18 protein-coding genes and 1 tRNA gene are annotated in these 15,844 nt (G+C 61.2%); 5 read left to right on the top strand and 14 right to left on the bottom strand.

What is annotated here, in order from left to right; translation table 11 throughout:
* Positions 1–44 precede the first annotated feature (44 nt).
* Together WC811_RS20210 and WC811_RS20205 are read right to left on the bottom strand one after the other, a co-directional pair.
* Entirely contained in the window at positions 45–461 is a 417-nt protein-coding gene (locus tag WC811_RS20210; protein ID WP_372647246.1) for a hypothetical protein, read from the bottom strand.
* A 177-nt stretch (positions 462–638) separates the two neighbouring features.
* A tRNA-Lys gene (locus tag WC811_RS20205) sits at positions 639–713 on the bottom strand.
* A 276-nt stretch (positions 714–989) separates the two neighbouring features.
* Between WC811_RS20205 and WC811_RS20200 the strand changes: the two genes are divergently transcribed.
* A complete protein-coding gene (locus WC811_RS20200) occupies positions 990–1,190 on the top strand; it encodes a hypothetical protein (RefSeq protein WP_372647245.1) in 201 nt (66 codons plus the stop codon).
* Positions 1,191–1,308: 118 nt separating this feature from the next.
* Complete coding sequence (locus WC811_RS20195) at positions 1,309–2,214, top strand: DMT family transporter (protein ID WP_372647244.1); 906 nt, start codon at positions 1,309–1,311, stop codon at positions 2,212–2,214.
* On the opposite strand, the gene tgt is transcribed toward WC811_RS20195, so the two are convergent.
* The 11 genes from tgt to WC811_RS20140 all read right to left on the bottom strand — a co-directional run bounded on the left by tgt (position 2,180) and on the right by WC811_RS20140 (position 9,522).
* Positions 2,180–3,385, bottom strand: coding sequence for a tRNA guanosine(34) transglycosylase Tgt (gene tgt, locus WC811_RS20190; protein WP_372647243.1), 1,206 nt, complete (start codon positions 3,383–3,385; stop codon positions 2,180–2,182). The genes WC811_RS20195 and tgt overlap by 35 nt on opposite strands.
* Before the next feature lie 60 nt (positions 3,386–3,445).
* Positions 3,446–4,621: an alpha/beta fold hydrolase gene (locus WC811_RS20185; protein ID WP_372647242.1), complete on the bottom strand. Its 1,176-nt coding sequence runs from the start codon at positions 4,619–4,621 to the stop codon at positions 3,446–3,448.
* Positions 4,622–4,760: 139 nt separating this feature from the next.
* Positions 4,761–5,030, bottom strand: a complete 270-nt coding sequence (locus tag WC811_RS20180; RefSeq protein WP_372647241.1) for a hypothetical protein — start codon at positions 5,028–5,030, stop codon at positions 4,761–4,763.
* Positions 5,020–6,135, bottom strand: a complete 1,116-nt coding sequence (gene queA, locus WC811_RS20175) for a tRNA preQ1(34) S-adenosylmethionine ribosyltransferase-isomerase QueA (RefSeq protein ID WP_372647240.1) — start codon at positions 6,133–6,135, stop codon at positions 5,020–5,022. The genes WC811_RS20180 and queA overlap by 11 nt, the downstream gene beginning before the upstream one ends.
* Positions 6,136–6,275: 140 nt before the next feature.
* The gene (locus WC811_RS20170) at positions 6,276–6,677 is read right to left on the bottom strand and encodes a DUF423 domain-containing protein (RefSeq protein ID WP_372647239.1); all 402 of its coding nucleotides are present in this window, start codon (positions 6,675–6,677) and stop codon (positions 6,276–6,278) included.
* Positions 6,677–7,153: a peptidylprolyl isomerase gene (locus WC811_RS20165; protein ID WP_372647238.1), complete on the bottom strand. Its 477-nt coding sequence runs from the start codon at positions 7,151–7,153 to the stop codon at positions 6,677–6,679. Before WC811_RS20165 ends, WC811_RS20170 begins: the two co-directional genes overlap by 1 nt.
* 125 nt (positions 7,154–7,278) lie before the next feature.
* A complete protein-coding gene (locus tag WC811_RS20160) occupies positions 7,279–7,818 on the bottom strand; it encodes a peptidylprolyl isomerase (protein WP_372647237.1) in 540 nt (179 codons plus the stop codon).
* Positions 7,791–7,967: a hypothetical protein gene (locus WC811_RS20155; RefSeq protein ID WP_372647236.1), complete on the bottom strand. Its 177-nt coding sequence runs from the start codon at positions 7,965–7,967 to the stop codon at positions 7,791–7,793. Before WC811_RS20155 ends, WC811_RS20160 begins: the two co-directional genes overlap by 28 nt.
* A 62-nt stretch (positions 7,968–8,029) precedes the next feature.
* Positions 8,030–8,431, bottom strand: a complete 402-nt coding sequence (locus WC811_RS20150) for an MGMT family protein (RefSeq protein ID WP_372647235.1) — start codon at positions 8,429–8,431, stop codon at positions 8,030–8,032.
* 11 nt (positions 8,432–8,442) lie between these two features.
* Positions 8,443–8,946, bottom strand: coding sequence for a pantetheine-phosphate adenylyltransferase (gene coaD, locus WC811_RS20145; RefSeq protein ID WP_372647234.1), 504 nt, complete (start codon positions 8,944–8,946; stop codon positions 8,443–8,445).
* Positions 8,947–9,147: 201 nt separating this feature from the next.
* The gene (locus WC811_RS20140) at positions 9,148–9,522 is read right to left on the bottom strand and encodes a cytochrome c family protein (protein WP_372647233.1); all 375 of its coding nucleotides are present in this window, start codon (positions 9,520–9,522) and stop codon (positions 9,148–9,150) included.
* A gap of 503 nt (positions 9,523–10,025) precedes the next feature.
* Between WC811_RS20140 and gyrA the strand changes: the two genes are divergently transcribed.
* Positions 10,026–12,779, top strand: a complete 2,754-nt coding sequence (gene gyrA / locus WC811_RS20135; protein ID WP_372647232.1) for a DNA gyrase subunit A — start codon at positions 10,026–10,028, stop codon at positions 12,777–12,779.
* A 57-nt stretch (positions 12,780–12,836) separates the two neighbouring features.
* Here gyrA and WC811_RS20130 read toward each other — a convergent pair whose 3' ends face one another.
* Positions 12,837–13,520, bottom strand: coding sequence for a Crp/Fnr family transcriptional regulator (locus tag WC811_RS20130; RefSeq protein ID WP_372647231.1), 684 nt, complete (start codon positions 13,518–13,520; stop codon positions 12,837–12,839).
* Positions 13,521–13,849: 329 nt separating this feature from the next.
* On the opposite strand from WC811_RS20130, the gene WC811_RS20125 reads away from it, so the two are divergent.
* Positions 13,850–14,560, top strand: a complete 711-nt coding sequence (locus WC811_RS20125; protein WP_372647230.1) for an OmpW family protein — start codon at positions 13,850–13,852, stop codon at positions 14,558–14,560.
* A gap of 173 nt (positions 14,561–14,733) precedes the next feature.
* Positions 14,734–15,765: a phosphatase PAP2 family protein gene (locus WC811_RS20120; RefSeq protein WP_372647229.1), complete on the top strand. Its 1,032-nt coding sequence runs from the start codon at positions 14,734–14,736 to the stop codon at positions 15,763–15,765.
* Positions 15,766–15,844 lie beyond the last annotated feature (79 nt).

The following is a 15,844-nucleotide window of genomic DNA, read 5'->3' as shown; positions in this document are numbered from 1 at the left end:
AAAGCGGACTCCGCGAGATCTGCGCGACAACGCAGCGGTCGGATTTAGCGGCTTAGCCGCTCGATCGCTACGCCGAATGCGTTACCGTCTACTATCGCAATGCCTGCTTTGCGAAACATCTTACCGAGCGCGGGTGCGAAGTCTTGGATGGGAAGCGGATCGGTGCCCATTTGCTCGCACCAGTCGATATAGGCCGAACGCAAATCGCCAGGCGTCAAGCGCGCGTTCGGCGTCGGTCGCAGCATCGCCAGTACGAACCGCTCTGCTTCGGTTGCGGGATTAGTTCGTCGAGGCGCTCGGGTTGAGAATAAAATCGCCTCCTTGGACGCGGTCACGATTTCCGGCGTCTCATTCTCGGTTGCAATGGCACCGTTAGTCGCTTTGTCCGTTTGCCGAAAGCGCCCCATCCTGACGCCCAGCGCCACCAGCGCCGATGCAGGTAGATTGATCGCAAACGACAACGTTAGCGCCTGGTGCTCGAGTATGCAGCAGGCCCACTCAAACGCATGAAACGAAAGGCAGCACCCACTCAGTAATAGAAGAGAACCGCTCCAAACAGCGCCTGCGCGGATCGCCCCGGGATCGCCCCCGAAGCGTTTGAGGCCGCTTCGGACAATGATCTAACCCATTGATATTGGTGGTGAGCCCGGTTGGGATCGAACCAACGACCCTCTGATTAAAAGTCAGATGCTCTACCGCTGAGCTACGGGCCCTTTATCACACCAAATCAACGACTTAAGCAGAAATAACCGCTAAGTTTGATTCCGGCTCAAACTTCGCCTCGTCCGCCAGAGTGGGCAAGGCAAGTCGCGCGCCGAAGCGTGCTTATAGAAACGGGTTTCCGAACCCGCAACCCTCATTCCATCCGCCCTTCTGACGGATGGTCGCAGCCCGGAGAGAAACGCGGGTGGTTCGCGATGCTCCGGCGCGCTATATCACCGCCGAACACGCGGCCTTCTCCATGCGGGCCACGACTGAAAAGAACAGGAATGACCATGGCCGACACCAACGCCCTCGCCGAGATCGAACAGCGCATCGCCGTGCTCCGCGATAACCTTCGCCAGCTCGTCGAACAGGCCGCCGGTTATTCCGGCGCCGAGGACGAGGCGCTCAATGCCGATCGCATCGCCGACCAGCAGGCGAAACTCGACGCCCTGCTCGAAGAGCGTGACGCCCTGACGAAATCCTAACACCATCGTTCCGGCGCGACACGTCCGCGGACACGCGTCGTACGACACCCAGATTTATGACGCTCGCCGTGCATCCGGCGCGGGCGGGCGCTTACTCATTCGCAGAAGTCTTTCCGAGATGCCCGATCGGCTGAAGGCCATTCTCCTGGTGTGCGTCGCGGTCACGCTGTTCGCGGGCCTCGATACGTCGGCGAAATATCTGGCCACGCGCTTAAGCGTTCCCGTCTCTCAGATCGTCTGGGTCCGCTTCCTCGGCCAGATCTTCTGGATGGCGGTCGTGCTCGGCCCCGCCGGTATGCCGAAGCTTATCAAAACCAAAAACCTGAAACTCCAACTGACTCGCTCGACTCTGATGGCCGCAACGACGTTGCTGAATTTTGTGGCCGTCAAATATCTGCGTCTCGATCAGACGCTCTCGATCACCTTCCTGACGCCGCTCGTCGTCGCGGCCCTCGCCGTGCCCTTGCTCGGAGAACATGTCGGCTGGCATCGCGTCATGGCGATTACCGTCGGCTTCATCGGCATCTTGATTGTCGTCCGCCCCGGCTACACCAGGATGGAACCCGCCTTCGTCTTTGCGTTCGGTTCGATGTTCGCCTATTCGCTGCTGATGATCGTTACGCGCAAGCTATCGCTTTTCGATCCACCCCTCGTGACGCTCTTTTTCGGCGCAACCGTCGGTGCGGTCGCGGCCGCGCCATTTGCACTTGCCGACTGGACTTGGTTTCCGAGCGTCGAAGTCTGGGTGCTGCTGCTCGCGCTTGGCGCCCTTGGTGGCGGCGGCCACTTCCTGATCATCCGCGCTTACACGCTGGCGCCGGTTTCCGCCGTGACGCCGTTTATCTACATCGAGCTGATCAGCATGATCGCGCTGAGCTACCTCGTGTTCGGCGCCGTGCCCGATCGCTGGAGCCTCATCGGCTCGATGGTCATCGTCGCGTCTGGCCTCTACCTCATCCACCGTGAGCGCATCGCCCACCGCGAAAACCTTATGGCGATGGAGCCGATTGAGGAGAAGCGATGATGCGGGCCTTTGTCTCCACCGCCCATTCGTCGAAGCGGCCTTCGGCAATCGCCGTTCGCATCGCCGCCATCAGCTCTTGATAGAAGACGGTGTTGACCCACGACAGGATCATCGCGCCGAGATACTCGCCCGATTTGATCAAGTGATGGATGTAGGCCCGCGAATAATCCCGCGCCGCCGGGCACGAACTCAGCTCATCGAGCGGCGACGAATCTTCCGCGAACTTGGCGTTGCGCATGTTCAGCGGCCCGCTCCACGTGAAAGCGTAGCCGTGCCGTCCGTTCCGCGTCGGCATCACGCAATCGAACATATCGACGCCGAGCCGCACACTCTCGATCAGATCGAGCGGCGTGCCGACGCCCATCAGATAGCGCGGCCGATCCGCAGGCAGATGCGGCAGCGTTTCACCGAGCGTCGCGATCATGGCTTCATGCCCTTCGCCGACCGCGAGGCCGCCGACAGCGTAGCCCAGAAAATCCATCGCGACGAGCGCATCCGCCGAACGATGCCGTAGCTCAATGTCGGTGCCACCCTGCACGATGGCGAACAGCGCCTGCCCCGGCCCCGCGCCGCCCGACGAAAGTTGCATCTCAAAGGCGCGCTTCGATCGCTCGGCCCAGCGCAACGACAATTCCATCGCGCGCTCGACCTCTTTCCGCTCGGCCGGAAGTTCGATGCATTCGTCGAACTGCATTTGAATGTCGGAGCCGAGCAGACATTGGATCTCGATCGATCGCTCGGGCGACAGCATGTGCCGCGAGCCGTCGATATGCGATTGGAACGCCACGCCCTCTTCCGTGATCTTGCGGATCTTGCCGAGGCTCATCACCTGGAAGCCGCCCGAGTCCGTCAGGATCGGTTTTTCCCAGCGCATGAATTTATGCAAGCCGCCGAGCTTTGCCACGCGCTCGGCGCCGGGCCGCAGCATGAGATGATACGTGTTGCCGAGCAGAATATCGGCGCCGGCGTCGCGCACTTGCTCGGGATAAAGCGCCTTGACCGTCGCGACCGTCCCGACCGGCATGAACGCGGGCGTTCGAATAACGCCGCGCGGCGTCCGGATTTCGCCGAGGCGTGCGTTCCCGTCTTGCTTCAGAAGACGATAGTCAAAAGCAGGCGACGTCGTTGGCGCGGCGGCCGAAGGCGAGGTCTCGACAGTCATGGAGTGCATTCGAAGCTCTTGCGAACGCGGCCTAGGGTCGATCTGGCGGATCGATCCGACCGCGCGATTTCATTTTCCGATTTTTACGACGGTCGCCTTGCCGGGCTCGACGATGATGTTGGTGAAATTCGGCGCTGCATCGCTGTGCGCAAGATCGAGCGTCGGCTGCCCCGTCGTAATGAAGGTATTGACGTCCTTCGCAACGGTTTCCGCCGCCGACCACTGGATGTTATGACCGATATCGCTCTCCTGCGCGCCGGACGCCGGAAGCGGCAACTTTCCGAATTCCTTCCAGTAGAACGTCAGGCCGGATTTCGCCGCCGCATCTTTGAGCGACGCTTTGATCTCGTCCTGATCTTTCGCAAGGTAGATGCTGTCCTGCGTCGCCCAAATGACGAGCGTCGGCACCGACAGGCTCTTCAGGCGCTCGGTGTTGTCCTGCGCGAGAAGGCCCTTGGTGGCACCGATCCACGTCCCGAGCCGCACCTTCGCGGTCTCCGGCGTATAGGGCGTCAGGAAGGATGGCTGCGCCGCCGGATCGAGCGTCCAGTTGGCCGCAATCCATTCCATCGCCTTCGGATCGGCATCGAGCGGCGTCATGTCGTAGACGCCGGCCGGAAACGCATTCCCCTTGGCTTCAAGCGCTGTCTTCCAAGCCCCTTCGACGGTCTGCTTTAGGACGAAATCACCAAGCGCCGCGTTTCCGACGCTCTTGGCTCCGGTCGCATCGAGGATGGCGTGACCGACCATCTCGGGATGCGTGAGCGCGATTTCCTGGACAACGAACGAACCCATCGAATGTCCGGCCAAGTCGGCTTTCGCGATGCCCTTCGCCTGCATGAACGCAACAACGTCGCCCGCCAGATCCGACATGCGGAAGCATGCTTCGGGCGCCTGTGCGCACGTCTTCGCGTCCGGCATGCTGCTCTGGCCGTGGCCGCGCAAATCGACGGCGATGATATGCAGCTTCGGATCGAGCTTGTGCAGATCGTCCATCGCCAACGACCACGACCGGACACTATCGGTCAGTCCGTGAATGAGAAGCACGGGTTTGCCATCCGCCGGACCGACCTCGATGTAGGCCATGTCGATGCCGGTCGGCAATTTCTGCATGCACCGCGGCGTGTCGACGGACGTACACGCCGCTTCCGCCGAAGCCGTTCCGGCCGCCTGACCGAGGATAAAGGTCGCCGCCAAGGCCACCGCACTCAATCGAAGGAAAGAACGAAAGGAGCTGAATGTCATGAAAACTCTCGAAATCCGATGCATGCGACGGGAATGGCCGGGAACAACCATATCAATGACGGACGGGGATGAGAAGTTGGCTCACGATGTCGCCTGGCCGCGCCTTCTGATCAGGCTCGATACGTCGGAAAGCGTGCCCTCAGCCATCGAATTTTTTGTCGTGCACGGGAGCGGCCGGGGCCTGGCGGTCGAGGGAGCTCCGATATTGAATGCAGCCGCGCATGAACTTCTCCCACGGCGGTACGGCGATCGCCGGATCGACCTTCTCGGGCAGCAGCGCCCACAGATGCGGGTGATACCAGCAGAGATCGTGCCCGCTCGTATCGCGATGGCGGCGAATACCGGCGCGCAACGTCTTCACCTCCGCGATCAGGGTCGCGCGGTCCATGCTATCGAGATCATCGTCCATGGCGATCCTCCGATGCCGGAAATAGCAGGCTCGCGTCGCCATAGGAATAGAATCGGTAGCCGGACCGGATCGCATGGCCATACGCCGCGCGCATCGTGCCAAGGCCGGAGAACGCCGAAACCAGCATAAACAGCGTCGAACGCGGCAAATGGAAGTTCGTCATGAGCACGTCGATGGTCTTGAAGCGATAGCCCGGCGTGATGAAAATTGCCGTCTCGCCCGACCATGGCATGATGACGCCATCGTCGCGCGCCGCGCTTTCGAGAAGCCGAAGCGATGTCGTGCCGACGGCCACAATCCGTCCGCCCCGTGCCTTGACGTCATTCAGCGCCGCTGCCGTTTCGGCGGGCACCTCGCCCCACTCGGAATGCATCTTGTGCGCGTCGGTATCGTCCGCCTTCACCGGCAGGAATGTTCCGGCGCCGACATGCAGCGTCACGAAATGCCGTGAGATCCCGCGAGCGTCGAGCGCCGCGAACAGCTCGGGCGTGAAATGCAGTCCTGCAGTCGGCGCCGCGACGGCGCCATTCTTGCTGGCATAAACCGTCTGATACGTTTCGCGGTCGCGCGCATCCGGCTCGCGCTTCAATGCGATGTAGGGCGGCAGCGGCATCGCCCCGATCGCGCCGATCGCATCATCAAGCGCGACACCTGTGAGGTCGAAACTCAGCTCCACCTCACCCGCCTCGCCCTTCGCCGCAACCGTCGCATCGAGCGCACCCAGAAGGCACGTCCCATCTCCGTGGCCGAAGTGAACGCGGTCTCCGGCTTCGAGGCGCTTCGCGGGTCGCGCGAAGGCGCGCCAGGAATTCTCGCTCACCCGCTTCGTCAGATTGAAATCGACTTTCGCCCGCGTTTCGGCCCGCACCCGCACGCCCGACAGCGCCGCCGGAATGACCTTGGTGTCGTTGAAGACGAGCGCGTCTCCCGGCTGCAGCAGGCTTGGCAGATCGCGCACGATTTTGTCGTCGAGATCCGCGTCGTCGCGTGCGCAACCGCCCTTCACCGGATGCACGACCAGCAGACGCGCGGAATCTCGCGGCTCCGGCGGATAGAGCGCGATGGCGCTATCAGGCAGTTCAAAATCGAAGAGATCGGTACGCATAGGGGCGGACTTAGACGATGATCACTCTTAACGAAAGAGCTTGGATAGCGGCGAAAGCGCCGAAATCTGACGGGCCCCCGACCTTATCGCCACCAACGCGGCCCGGGACCAAACACGAAGGCGGCCATTCACGACAAGTTTCAGCGAACCCGACTGACCAGCCCCGCGACGGCGACGAGCAACCAGCTCGCGATCAATCCCGTGCCGCCGATCGGGGCCAGAAATTGAAACGAGGCATTATCCGTGAAGGTATAAAACGCGATCTCGCCGGAGAACAATGACGCCGCGAACAGCATGAGCAGCGCCGCAGCCGACCACACCGTCGGACGGGCGCTGCGAGCCGCGACTGCAAAAATCGCGAGCGCCGCCGTCGCGTGCAGCGTCAGGATCGTCGCCGCGACACTGAGCGCCGGACTGTCGACCTTATGCGCCGCCGCAGCCGAAAGCCCAACGCCCGCCGCACCGGCAAGACCAGCCCAAAGCGGAATAAGAAAAGGCGCGCTTCGCGGCGCGCCCTTCTCGTTATCGTCCGATGCCGCCATCAAGCGACATCTGCCGCGACGCGAACCGTGATCATCTTGTCGGGGCTCTTCGGCGGCTCACCCTTGGCGAGCTTATCGACGTTATCCATGCCCTCGATCACCTTGCCCCAGACGGTGTATTGCTTGTCGAGGAAACCCGCGTCGTCGAAGACAATGAAGAACTGGCTGTTCGCTGAATTCGGATTCGACGACCGTGCCATCGAGCAGACGCCACGCACATGCGGCTCGGCATTGAACTCGGCGGGTAGATTTTCATACGGCGATCCGCCGGTACCGCGCCCCTGCGGGCAACCCGTCTGTGCCATGAAGCCGTCGATCACGCGGTGAAAGACGATGCCGTCGTAAAAGCCTTCGCGCGCCAGCGTCTTGATGCGCTCGACATGCTTCGGCGCGAGGTCCGGGCGAAGCTCGATCACGACGGGTCCCTTGCTCGTCTCCATCAGAAGCGTGTTTTCGGGATCTTTGTATTCGGCCATTTTGGGAAAGTTCCTTTCTTTTTTTGTTCGAGGCCGGTCCTCATTCGGAGTCCGGCCAATCTGTCACCAGGATGAGGGGGCGGCATCAGAACCACATTCCCTCATCGGCGCTCGTTCTCTTTTCCTTACTGCAGGTAGACCTTCACCATGACATCCGGATCGGTGACGGTCCCGGAACCCGGCTCGCCACGCTTGATCAAATCGACGAATTGCATCCCCTCAACGACTTCGCCGAAGACCGTGTACTGGCCCGTGAGGCCGCCACAGCCGATGCTGTTGAAGCAAATGAAGAACTGGCTGTTTGCCGAATTGGGGTCCGCCGTGCGCGCCATCGCGACGGTGCCGCGCTTGAACTGTGTGTCCGTGAATTCAGCCGGAAGATCGGGAAGCTTCGAGCCGCCCGTGCCCGTGCCCGTCGGGTCGCCGGTTTGCGCCATGAAGTCGTCGAGGACACGATGGAACTTGATGCCGTTGTAGAAACCTTGATTGGCGAGCGTCTTGATCTGAGCGACGGTCTTCGGCGCAAGATCCGGACGCAACTGAACGACGACCTTGCCGTTCTTGAGCTCGATGATCAGCTTGTCGCCGTCTGCATGCGCTACGGATCCCGTAAGCATGCTTGCAGCCAAAAGCGAAGCTAGAACGAAGGATAGAAATCGGACCATGGCGTTCCTCGCGAATTGATGATCTTGCCGGGATTTTCCAGGGCCAATCCCGGCCGTCCGGCGTTGCGGCGGGCAGTGTTGCCGCCCTTATGGCGATTTGACGGCTGAGCCGCAACCCTCGGATGACGCCCCCACCTCACCGGTGCCATGGGCCTCCCGTTCACCTGGGATAGAGGGCTAGGGTGAGCGGGCCCACTTCATACCTGCCCGTTTATGGCCGCTGTTTCATGCCCCGCGAACGGCCGCCCGGTTTTTGTGGCTCGGACGACGGATCTCCGGCCGCATTTTTTGGTAAAGAGACGCCGTCGAACGCCAAAATCATGTATCGCGGCAAATCCTGAACGATGCCCGCCGGAGAAACCATCACCCCTTCGCGAACCAGCCGGGCGAATTGCTGGTCACGATGCGGGCCGCGTCCGATGGCGCCGCCTCTCGCCACGACGCGATGCCAAGGAACGAAATCGCGGTCATCTTCGCCCAGTTGCGACAGCATGGTGACGACGAGCGGCGCCGGTACACCGATCTCATCCGCGAGACGGTCCGTCGACACGACACGCCCGAGCGGAATTTTTCGCAAAAGCTTCAGCAGTTCGGCTTTGGCAGGCAGCACCATGGCATAACGCCCTAGCGTGGTTTGGCGGCCTTCGCCTTGAGGCGCTTCAGCACGCCTTTCGATACAAACGGTGACGGATCGCCGCCCATCGAGACGACCGCCCTGACGAGGTTCGCCGCGATATGGCGAACGGCTGGCGATGCCGCGACGTAAACGGTCTGAATTTCCGGAGCCATCTCGCCATTCATGCCGGCCATCTGCATTTCGTAATCGAAGTCGGTGCCGTCGCGAAGCCCGCGAACGATGACAGACGCTTTATTGGCCCGCGCCGCGTCAACCGCCAACCCCGAGAAGGTCACGACCTCGATCTGGGTTTTCGTCACCTCTGCAATGGTCCGAACTTCGTCTTCGAGCATCGCCACGCGCTCGGCATCGGCGAACATCGGCGCCTTGCCCGGGTTGACCCCGATGCCGATGACAAGCCTATCGAGAAGCCCGGCCGCGCGGCGGATCACGTCGGTATGTCCGAGCGTCACGGGATCGAACGAGCCGGAATAAAAGCCGATGCGGATCATTTGCGCCTTCGCGAGTCACGATGATCTTGAATAGCGCCCGCCTCGATCCTTGCCCAGAGGGCGAATGCGGCCTTCGGCCAATAGGATGAACAAATCAGCCTCACGGACCGCGCATCATTACTCGGATTGCCCCGCAATAGCGTTGAGGTAGCCTGTTTGTCGTGGATCGCCGCCCGCCCTCACGCGTGATCTACCGCAATTTTAGTCCGGATTCGTCTTCAGGAAATCGATGATCTGCGTGCGCGTTTCGGCGTCCGCGATCCCGCTGAACGGCTTCATGTTGTTGTTCGGGAGAAACCCATTCGGATTGGTCAAAAACTTATCGAGCGATGCCTCATCCCAAGTAACGCCGGACGACTTGACTGCCTCCGAGTAACTGAACCCTGACGCGGAGCCTGCCTTTCGTCCGACGATCCCGTGCAAGGTCGGACCGAGCCGATTATCGCCTTCCTTCCGTGAATGGCAGGTTCTGCAGTGATTGTTGAATGCTTCGGGGCCTGCTTTGTCCGCGGCTAACACAACCCCGGCGAACGCGGGTGAGAAAGCAAATACAAATCCGGCTGCCAGACTGCGCATGAAATTCCTCCCGCCGGTCACGACATGCGCACCGGACATTTCTCTTTTGCAAAATGTTCCTGTGTTCCGAACGCAAAGATCCCTACGTCGTTCCGCCTTTGAAAGGTTCGATCAACGAACGGTGAAGGAGCGTGAAAACGCCCCGCCATCACGCGCGGCGAACCCTAAATCCCGAAGTTCGTGGCGTCGTTCTTTGCGGCAGTGCGCTGACTTTCAAGAGCCCCTGCGCCGCCGGTCCGGCGCACGAATCTGTGCCCCTTCCGCCCGTGAACGGCCGTATCTTACGACGATGTCGCGATGGAGCCGCGCGCCCGACAGAACCTCGGCAAAACGGTGCGACACAGCGCATTGTTATTTAACAATTTTTTCGATTTCTGTGGGGCCGTGTCACGACGCCGCGCGAGTGGCTATCGGAATCGAATTCGGGTAGAGTATAGCTTCTGTTTTTGCATCGGCTGTCGGCGTCGTTCGCCCACCCGATTTTATCCCAGAAAGAACCGACTTTGACCGACAGAAGCGACGACGACAAACCGGCTGGCCGCGAGCCGAGCGACATTCGCCCGATCAACATCTCGGACGAAATGAAGCGCTCCTATCTCGACTACGCGATGAGCGTCATCATCAGCCGCGCGCTGCCCGACGTGCGCGACGGCCTGAAGCCCGTCCACCGCCGCATCCTCTTCGCGATGAACGAGCTTGGGCTCGACTGGAACAAGAAGTACGTCAAGTCGGCGCGCATCGTCGGCGAAGTGATGGGCAAATACCATCCGCACGGCAACCTTGCGATCTACGATGCTCTCGTCCGTCTTGCGCAAGATTTCTCCATGCGCGTGCCGCTCGTCGATGGCCAAGGCAACTTTGGCTCGATCGACGGCGATCCGCCAGCGGCCGAACGCTATACAGAGTCCCGTCTCGCCAAGGTCGCGAGCTTCCTTCTTGACGATCTCGACAACAACACCGTCGATTATCGCGACAACTACGACGGCACCATCCAAGAGCCCTCGGTGCTCCCTGCGAAATTTCCGAACTTGCTCGTCAACGGTGCGGGCGGCATTGCCGTCGGCATGGCGACGAACATCCCTCCCCACAATCTCGGTGAGGTCATCGACGCCTGCATCGCCGACCTCGACAATCCGGAAATCGGCGTCGAGGATCTGGCTCAGATCATCCAAGGCCCGGATTTCCCGACGTCCGCCATCATCCTCGGCCGCGGCGGCATTCTCTCGGCTTATCACAAAGGCCGCGGCTCGATCATCATGCGCGCTCGCGTCAAGATCGAAAACATCCGCAAGGACCGCGAGGCGCTCGTCGTCACCGAGATCCCCTACCAGGTCAACAAGCGCACCCTGATCGAAAAGATCGCCGACCTCGTTCGCGACAAGAAGGTCGAGGGCATCGCCGATCTCTGGGACGAGAGTAACCGCGAAGGCATCCGCATCGTCATCGAGCTGAAGCGCGACGCCGTCGCCGATGTCGTGCTGAACAACCTCTATAAATACTCCGATCTGCAGACGACGTTCGGCGCCAACATGCTGGCGATCAACGGCGGCCGTCCCGAGAGCTTGAACCTCAAGGACTTCATCTCGGCATTCACGAACTTCCGCCAGGAAGTCGTAACCCGACGCATCAAGCACCTGCTCAACAAAGCCCGCGACCGCGCCCACGTCCTCGTCGGCTTGGCGATTGCCGTCGCCAACATCGACGAAGTTATCAGGCTTATTCGCACCTCGTCTTCGCCTGCAGAAGCCAAAGAGCAGTTGATGCTCCGCGATTGGCCGGCAAAGGATATGGCGCCGCTGATCGAGTTGATTGCCGACCTGCGCCACAAGCTTTTGCCGGACGGAACCTACAAGCTGTCCGAAGAGCAGGCGAAGGCCATCCTCGAACTCCGCCTCGCCCGCCTCACCGCTCTGGGCCGCGACGAGATCGCCGAGGAATTGAATAAGATCGCGACCGAGATCAAGGAATACCTCGCAATCCTCGCCTCGCGCGCCCGCGTCGTCGATATCGTCAAGGGCGAGTTGCAGGCGATCAGGGCCGAATTCGCAACGCCTCGCAAGACCGAGATCATGGACTTCGACGGCGACGTCGACGACGAAGATCTCATTCAGCGCGAAGACTGCGTCGTGACCGTCAGCCACAAGGGCTACATCAAGCGCGTGCCGCTCGCCGCCTATCGCGCCCAGAGACGCGGCGGCAAGGGCCGCTCCGGCATGTCCACGCGTGACGAAGATTTCGTCACCCAGATTTTCGTGACGTCGACGCACACGCCCGTGCTGTTCTTCTCCTCGCGCGGCATGTGCTACCGCATGAAGGTCTGGCGTTTGCCAGCGGCTTCCCCGCAATCGCCCGGCAAGGCGCTCGTCAATCTCCTACCGCTGAGCGACGGCGAGGCCATAACCTCGATCCTGCCGCTGCCGGAGGATTCAGCCACCTGGGGCGAGTTGGAACTGATCTTCGCGACGCTCTCCGGTAACGTCCGCCGCAACGCCCTTTCCGACTTCGAGAGTATCAACCGCAACGGCAAGATCGCGATGAAGCTCGACGAGGGCGACCGCATCGTGCAAGTCGGCATCGCCACGCCAAGCCAGGATGTCTTGCTGACGAGCGCGGAAGGCCAGTGCATCCGTTTCCTCATCAACGAGGAAATCCGGTTGTTCAAGGGTCGCGACTCGACCGGCGTGCGCGGCATCAGGCTCGACGAGGGCGATGAAGTGATTTCGATGGCGATCCTCGATCATTTCGAGGCACCTGCCGAAGAACGCGCTGCATATCTGAAGCAGGCGAGCGCCCTGCGCCGCTCCGACGAAGCCGAAGACATCGAGACCGTCGCTGTCGCCGATGCCGACACGGAAGAGGTCAACGCCGACGCGGTGACGCTCACCCCCGAACGCTTCGCGCAAATGCAGGCGGCTGAGCAGTTCGTTTTAACGGTTTCGAGCCGGGGCTTCGGCAAGCGCTCGTCGTCGTTCGAATTCCGTACATCCGGACGTGGCGGCAAGGGCATCGTCGCGATGGTCGCCAACGAGCGAAACGGCCGCCTCCTCGCCTCCTTCCCGATCGGCGAGAACGACCAGATCATGCTGGTGACGGATGGTGGCCAGTTGATCCGGTGCCCCGTTCATGACATCCGCATCGCTGGCCGCAACACCCAGGGCGTCCGGATCTTCAAGACGGATGCGGAGGAAAAGGTCGTCTCGGTCGAGCGCATCACCGAGGAAGAAGCCGACGAGCAGCAGGAAGCCGTCACGGAATAACGCTGGGCCCGCCTCGCCCTCGCAGAACTCGTGTCATCCTCGGGCTCGTCCCGAGGATCAGCGAATAAGTGGTGGTCGTCCGGTCACATGCGCACCCGCTCCATGCGCGGCAACGAAGGCGTCGCCCATCGGGCATTTTTCCATGAGCGCTGCCCAGTCGCGGATCACGATCTGGAAACGGCCCCGGCGCTCGATGATCCGCGCGGTCGTCAGCGCCGAGAAGGTACGCGAAACCGTATCGGCGTTGAGCGATAGATAGTCGGCGATGCTATAGCGCGATAATGGCAGCTCGAACGAGATCACGCCGCCCGACGTCATGCCGAGGCGTGTCCCCGTCTCGATCAGAAACGCTGCGACGCGCTCCTCGGAATTGAGGATCGACATTGCCGCGGCGTGCATTTGCGATCGTGCATTCTGATCGTTGAGACGCGTAAAGATCACCTGCCAGAGGTGACTGTCGTGCGCGGCTTCTTCGGCAAAGACCGACGCCGTCAGCTTCCAGAATTCCGCTGTTCGCTGTGAGATCAGCGCAAGCCCCGGCAGCGGCGGCTGCAGTTCCGGAACGAACACGTCACCGGGATAGAGCAAGCTCGTGATGACGCGAACATCCGACCCGGCCGCACCGGCCTCAATCCCGACCACACCTTTGACCGCGATATAAACGTGTCCGCCACCAAGCGACGACAGCGCGCACCGGCTGCCGACGCGAACGAATTGCGCCCGTGCGCGTAGTCGTGACATCCCGGCTAATCCCGGTTCCAACGGCCCGCGCTCGTCGCCAATAACGCTTAGTCTTGCGGCTGTGCTGTTTGTCGTCATGGGAAGCATGTTGCCTGCTGCACCGACACGTTCGGTTTTTTCCGCAAGTGTTATCGGACTGTCACGGGCCGCAGCATTTGACGTGAATCAATAAATCCCGTGTCGCCCGTGTCACAGCCGCCGGGATCATCGCTTCGCTCTGATGCCCGTCAGAAGGCGGCGGCAGAGCGCCCTGTGCGACCGCCCGCGACGCACCGATAACCGAAAGTGAAGGCCATCGAGTCGCTGAGTGCGTCGCGATGGCGGCGAAATTGAAAAGGGGATTTGAGGCTATGCGGCGGATTGGAATAGGTGCGCTTGGGGCGCTTGCGCTTGTGGCCGTAGCGGCTCCGGCCGATGCTGGCGACTATAGCGGCGACACTCTCGTCCGGGTCCAAGGCGCTGTCGTGGTGCCGGACTCGAGCGCCAGCGTCTCCGCCGGAGGCACACATATCCCCGGCGCCGACGCCGAAGTCAGCACCGAAGTCATCCCATCGTTGACGATCACGCACTTCTTCACGAAGAACGTCGCCGCCGAGCTTTTCTGCTGCTTCGCCAAGTTCAACGCCGAGGGCAAGGGTGCCATCAACGGCGCTGATCTCGGAGACTTCTGGGCGTTCCCGCCGATCCTGACATTGCAGTACCACTTCGATCCAATCGCTGGTTTCAAACCCTACGTCGGCGCCGGCGTCCAATACATCCATTACTTCGATGGCGGTAACAGCGACCTCGGCGGCAAAATCCACCTCGATGATTCTTGGGGCTTCGCGCTTCAGGGCGGCGTCGACATGGAAATCGGCCATGGCTGGTACTTGAACGCCGACATCAAGAAGGTCTGGCTCGATACCGATGCAAGCTGGAAGAATACCGGCGTCGCCGCCAAGGTCGATGTCGATCCGCTGATCATCTCGGCCGGTATCGGCTACCGCTTCAACCTCGCCGATATCCTCCGCGGCGGCAGTGCGCCGGTCCCGCTCAAATAGGCGGCCCGTATAGCCCCATCATCGCGCGACCGAGGCCCGGATTTTCCGGGCCTTTTGCCATCCCGAGCGCTACGCGCCCCAACGGCGCGGCTTCTTCGTTCGTGCTGTTTCTCGGTTTTTAACCCAATTTTGGTCTTTAGTCCGTATACCGCCCGTGGGCTTGAGCTGGATCCATGAGCATATCCTTTCGCGAAGTTCCGGAAGCATCGACGTCCGAAGAAACAATCCGAAAAACGCTCGCCATATTGCGAGATGCCTGGCACCGCGCCATGCGCCCGGCCTGGACCGTCATCGCAATCGGCGCCGTCGCGCTTGCGGTGCTATGCGCCACGACCAGCTTCGGGGTCACGTCCTGGGCCGCAGTCATCCAGATGATCACGGCTATCGCCACATTTCTTGGCGTATCCATTCTCTTTGGGCGCGCACAGTGGCACCGCACGGCTTTGGCATTTGAGGCTGCCGCTCTCTTCAACGCAACCGTCGTCGTCGCACTACCCCTTGAATCCATCCTCGCATCCGCGGCATTCCCCTATCAGGATAGCATGCTCGTTGCGGTAGATCGCGCCATGGGATTCGACTGGCCCGCTCTCGCCTTCTGGTTCCGCGACCACCCCGCTTTGACGAATGCCTTGTGCCACGCCTACGCGAGCATCAACTGGCAGCCCTTTGTGATTATTCCCGCGCTGGCTTTCGCGCATCCCCAGCGCCTTCGCTGTATCTTGACGATCTCGACGGTGGCGCTCTCCGCCACCCTGATGGTCTTCCTTGTCGCGCCGGCAATCGGTCCCTACGCGTACTTTCATTTTACCGCTGTCGATTTTCCGGCTGTGAAAGTTCCGGCCGCTTGGATCGCACCTTCGATCACGAACGCCTTACGCAGCGGATCGAACGAGTTCCATTTCGCGGGTCTCGTGACGTTCCCAAGCTATCACGCGGTGGTCGCTCTTCTCTTTGCCTTCGGCTGGTTGGCCGTTCCGTACCTTCGCTGGCTCTTCGTTCCGCTCAATCTCTTGATGCTGGTTTCTTGCGTACCCATCGGATCGCACTATGTCATCGACGTCGTCGTCGGCGCAGCCATGGTGCTCGCGGGTCATCTGATGATAAGCCGATACTTTGAAGCAACCGACCACTTCCCCCCGCTGCCGCCGTGGCGGCGGACGCAATCGCAAGCCGCCCGCTACCGCCCGGACAAGGCAACCAATTAAGGGGCTTCTTCGGCCGTCCCGGACGCATGGCCGGTGGACGGACTCCCCGCGTTTCGGTTACGGATAAACAGCCGTGACA

The sequence above is a fragment of the Hyphomicrobium sp. genome (genome assembly GCF_041659645.1).
Lineage (GTDB): Bacteria > Pseudomonadota > Alphaproteobacteria > Rhizobiales > Hyphomicrobiaceae > Hyphomicrobium_B.
This window is presented reverse-complemented; position numbering and strand designations above follow the sequence as displayed.

What these genes read in the sequence shown, in the direction of transcription:
- WC811_RS20200 (WP_372647245.1), top strand. Translation starts at nt 990, where the DNA reads ATGACCATGGCCGACACCAACGCCCTCGCCGAGATCGAACAGCGCATC.
- WC811_RS20195 (WP_372647244.1), top strand. Translation starts at nt 1,309, where the DNA reads ATGCCCGATCGGCTGAAGGCCATTCTCCTGGTGTGCGTCGCGGTCACG.
- tgt (WP_372647243.1), bottom strand. Translation starts at nt 3,385, where the DNA reads ATGCACTCCATGACTGTCGAGACCTCGCCTTCGGCCGCCGCGCCAACG.
- WC811_RS20185 (WP_372647242.1), bottom strand. Translation starts at nt 4,621, where the DNA reads ATGACATTCAGCTCCTTTCGTTCTTTCCTTCGATTGAGTGCGGTGGCC.
- WC811_RS20180 (WP_372647241.1), bottom strand. Translation starts at nt 5,030, where the DNA reads ATGGACGATGATCTCGATAGCATGGACCGCGCGACCCTGATCGCGGAG.
- queA (WP_372647240.1), bottom strand. Translation starts at nt 6,135, where the DNA reads ATGCGTACCGATCTCTTCGATTTTGAACTGCCTGATAGCGCCATCGCG.
- WC811_RS20170 (WP_372647239.1), bottom strand. Translation starts at nt 6,677, where the DNA reads ATGGCGGCATCGGACGATAACGAGAAGGGCGCGCCGCGAAGCGCGCCT.
- WC811_RS20165 (WP_372647238.1), bottom strand. Translation starts at nt 7,153, where the DNA reads ATGGCCGAATACAAAGATCCCGAAAACACGCTTCTGATGGAGACGAGC.
- WC811_RS20160 (WP_372647237.1), bottom strand. Translation starts at nt 7,818, where the DNA reads ATGGTCCGATTTCTATCCTTCGTTCTAGCTTCGCTTTTGGCTGCAAGC.
- WC811_RS20155 (WP_372647236.1), bottom strand. Translation starts at nt 7,967, where the DNA reads ATGGCACCGGTGAGGTGGGGGCGTCATCCGAGGGTTGCGGCTCAGCCG.
- WC811_RS20150 (WP_372647235.1), bottom strand. Translation starts at nt 8,431, where the DNA reads ATGGTGCTGCCTGCCAAAGCCGAACTGCTGAAGCTTTTGCGAAAAATT.
- coaD (WP_372647234.1), bottom strand. Translation starts at nt 8,946, where the DNA reads ATGATCCGCATCGGCTTTTATTCCGGCTCGTTCGATCCCGTGACGCTC.
- WC811_RS20140 (WP_372647233.1), bottom strand. Translation starts at nt 9,522, where the DNA reads ATGCGCAGTCTGGCAGCCGGATTTGTATTTGCTTTCTCACCCGCGTTC.
- WC811_RS20130 (WP_372647231.1), bottom strand. Translation starts at nt 13,520, where the DNA reads ATGTCACGACTACGCGCACGGGCGCAATTCGTTCGCGTCGGCAGCCGG.
- WC811_RS20120 (WP_372647229.1), top strand. Translation starts at nt 14,734, where the DNA reads ATGAGCATATCCTTTCGCGAAGTTCCGGAAGCATCGACGTCCGAAGAA.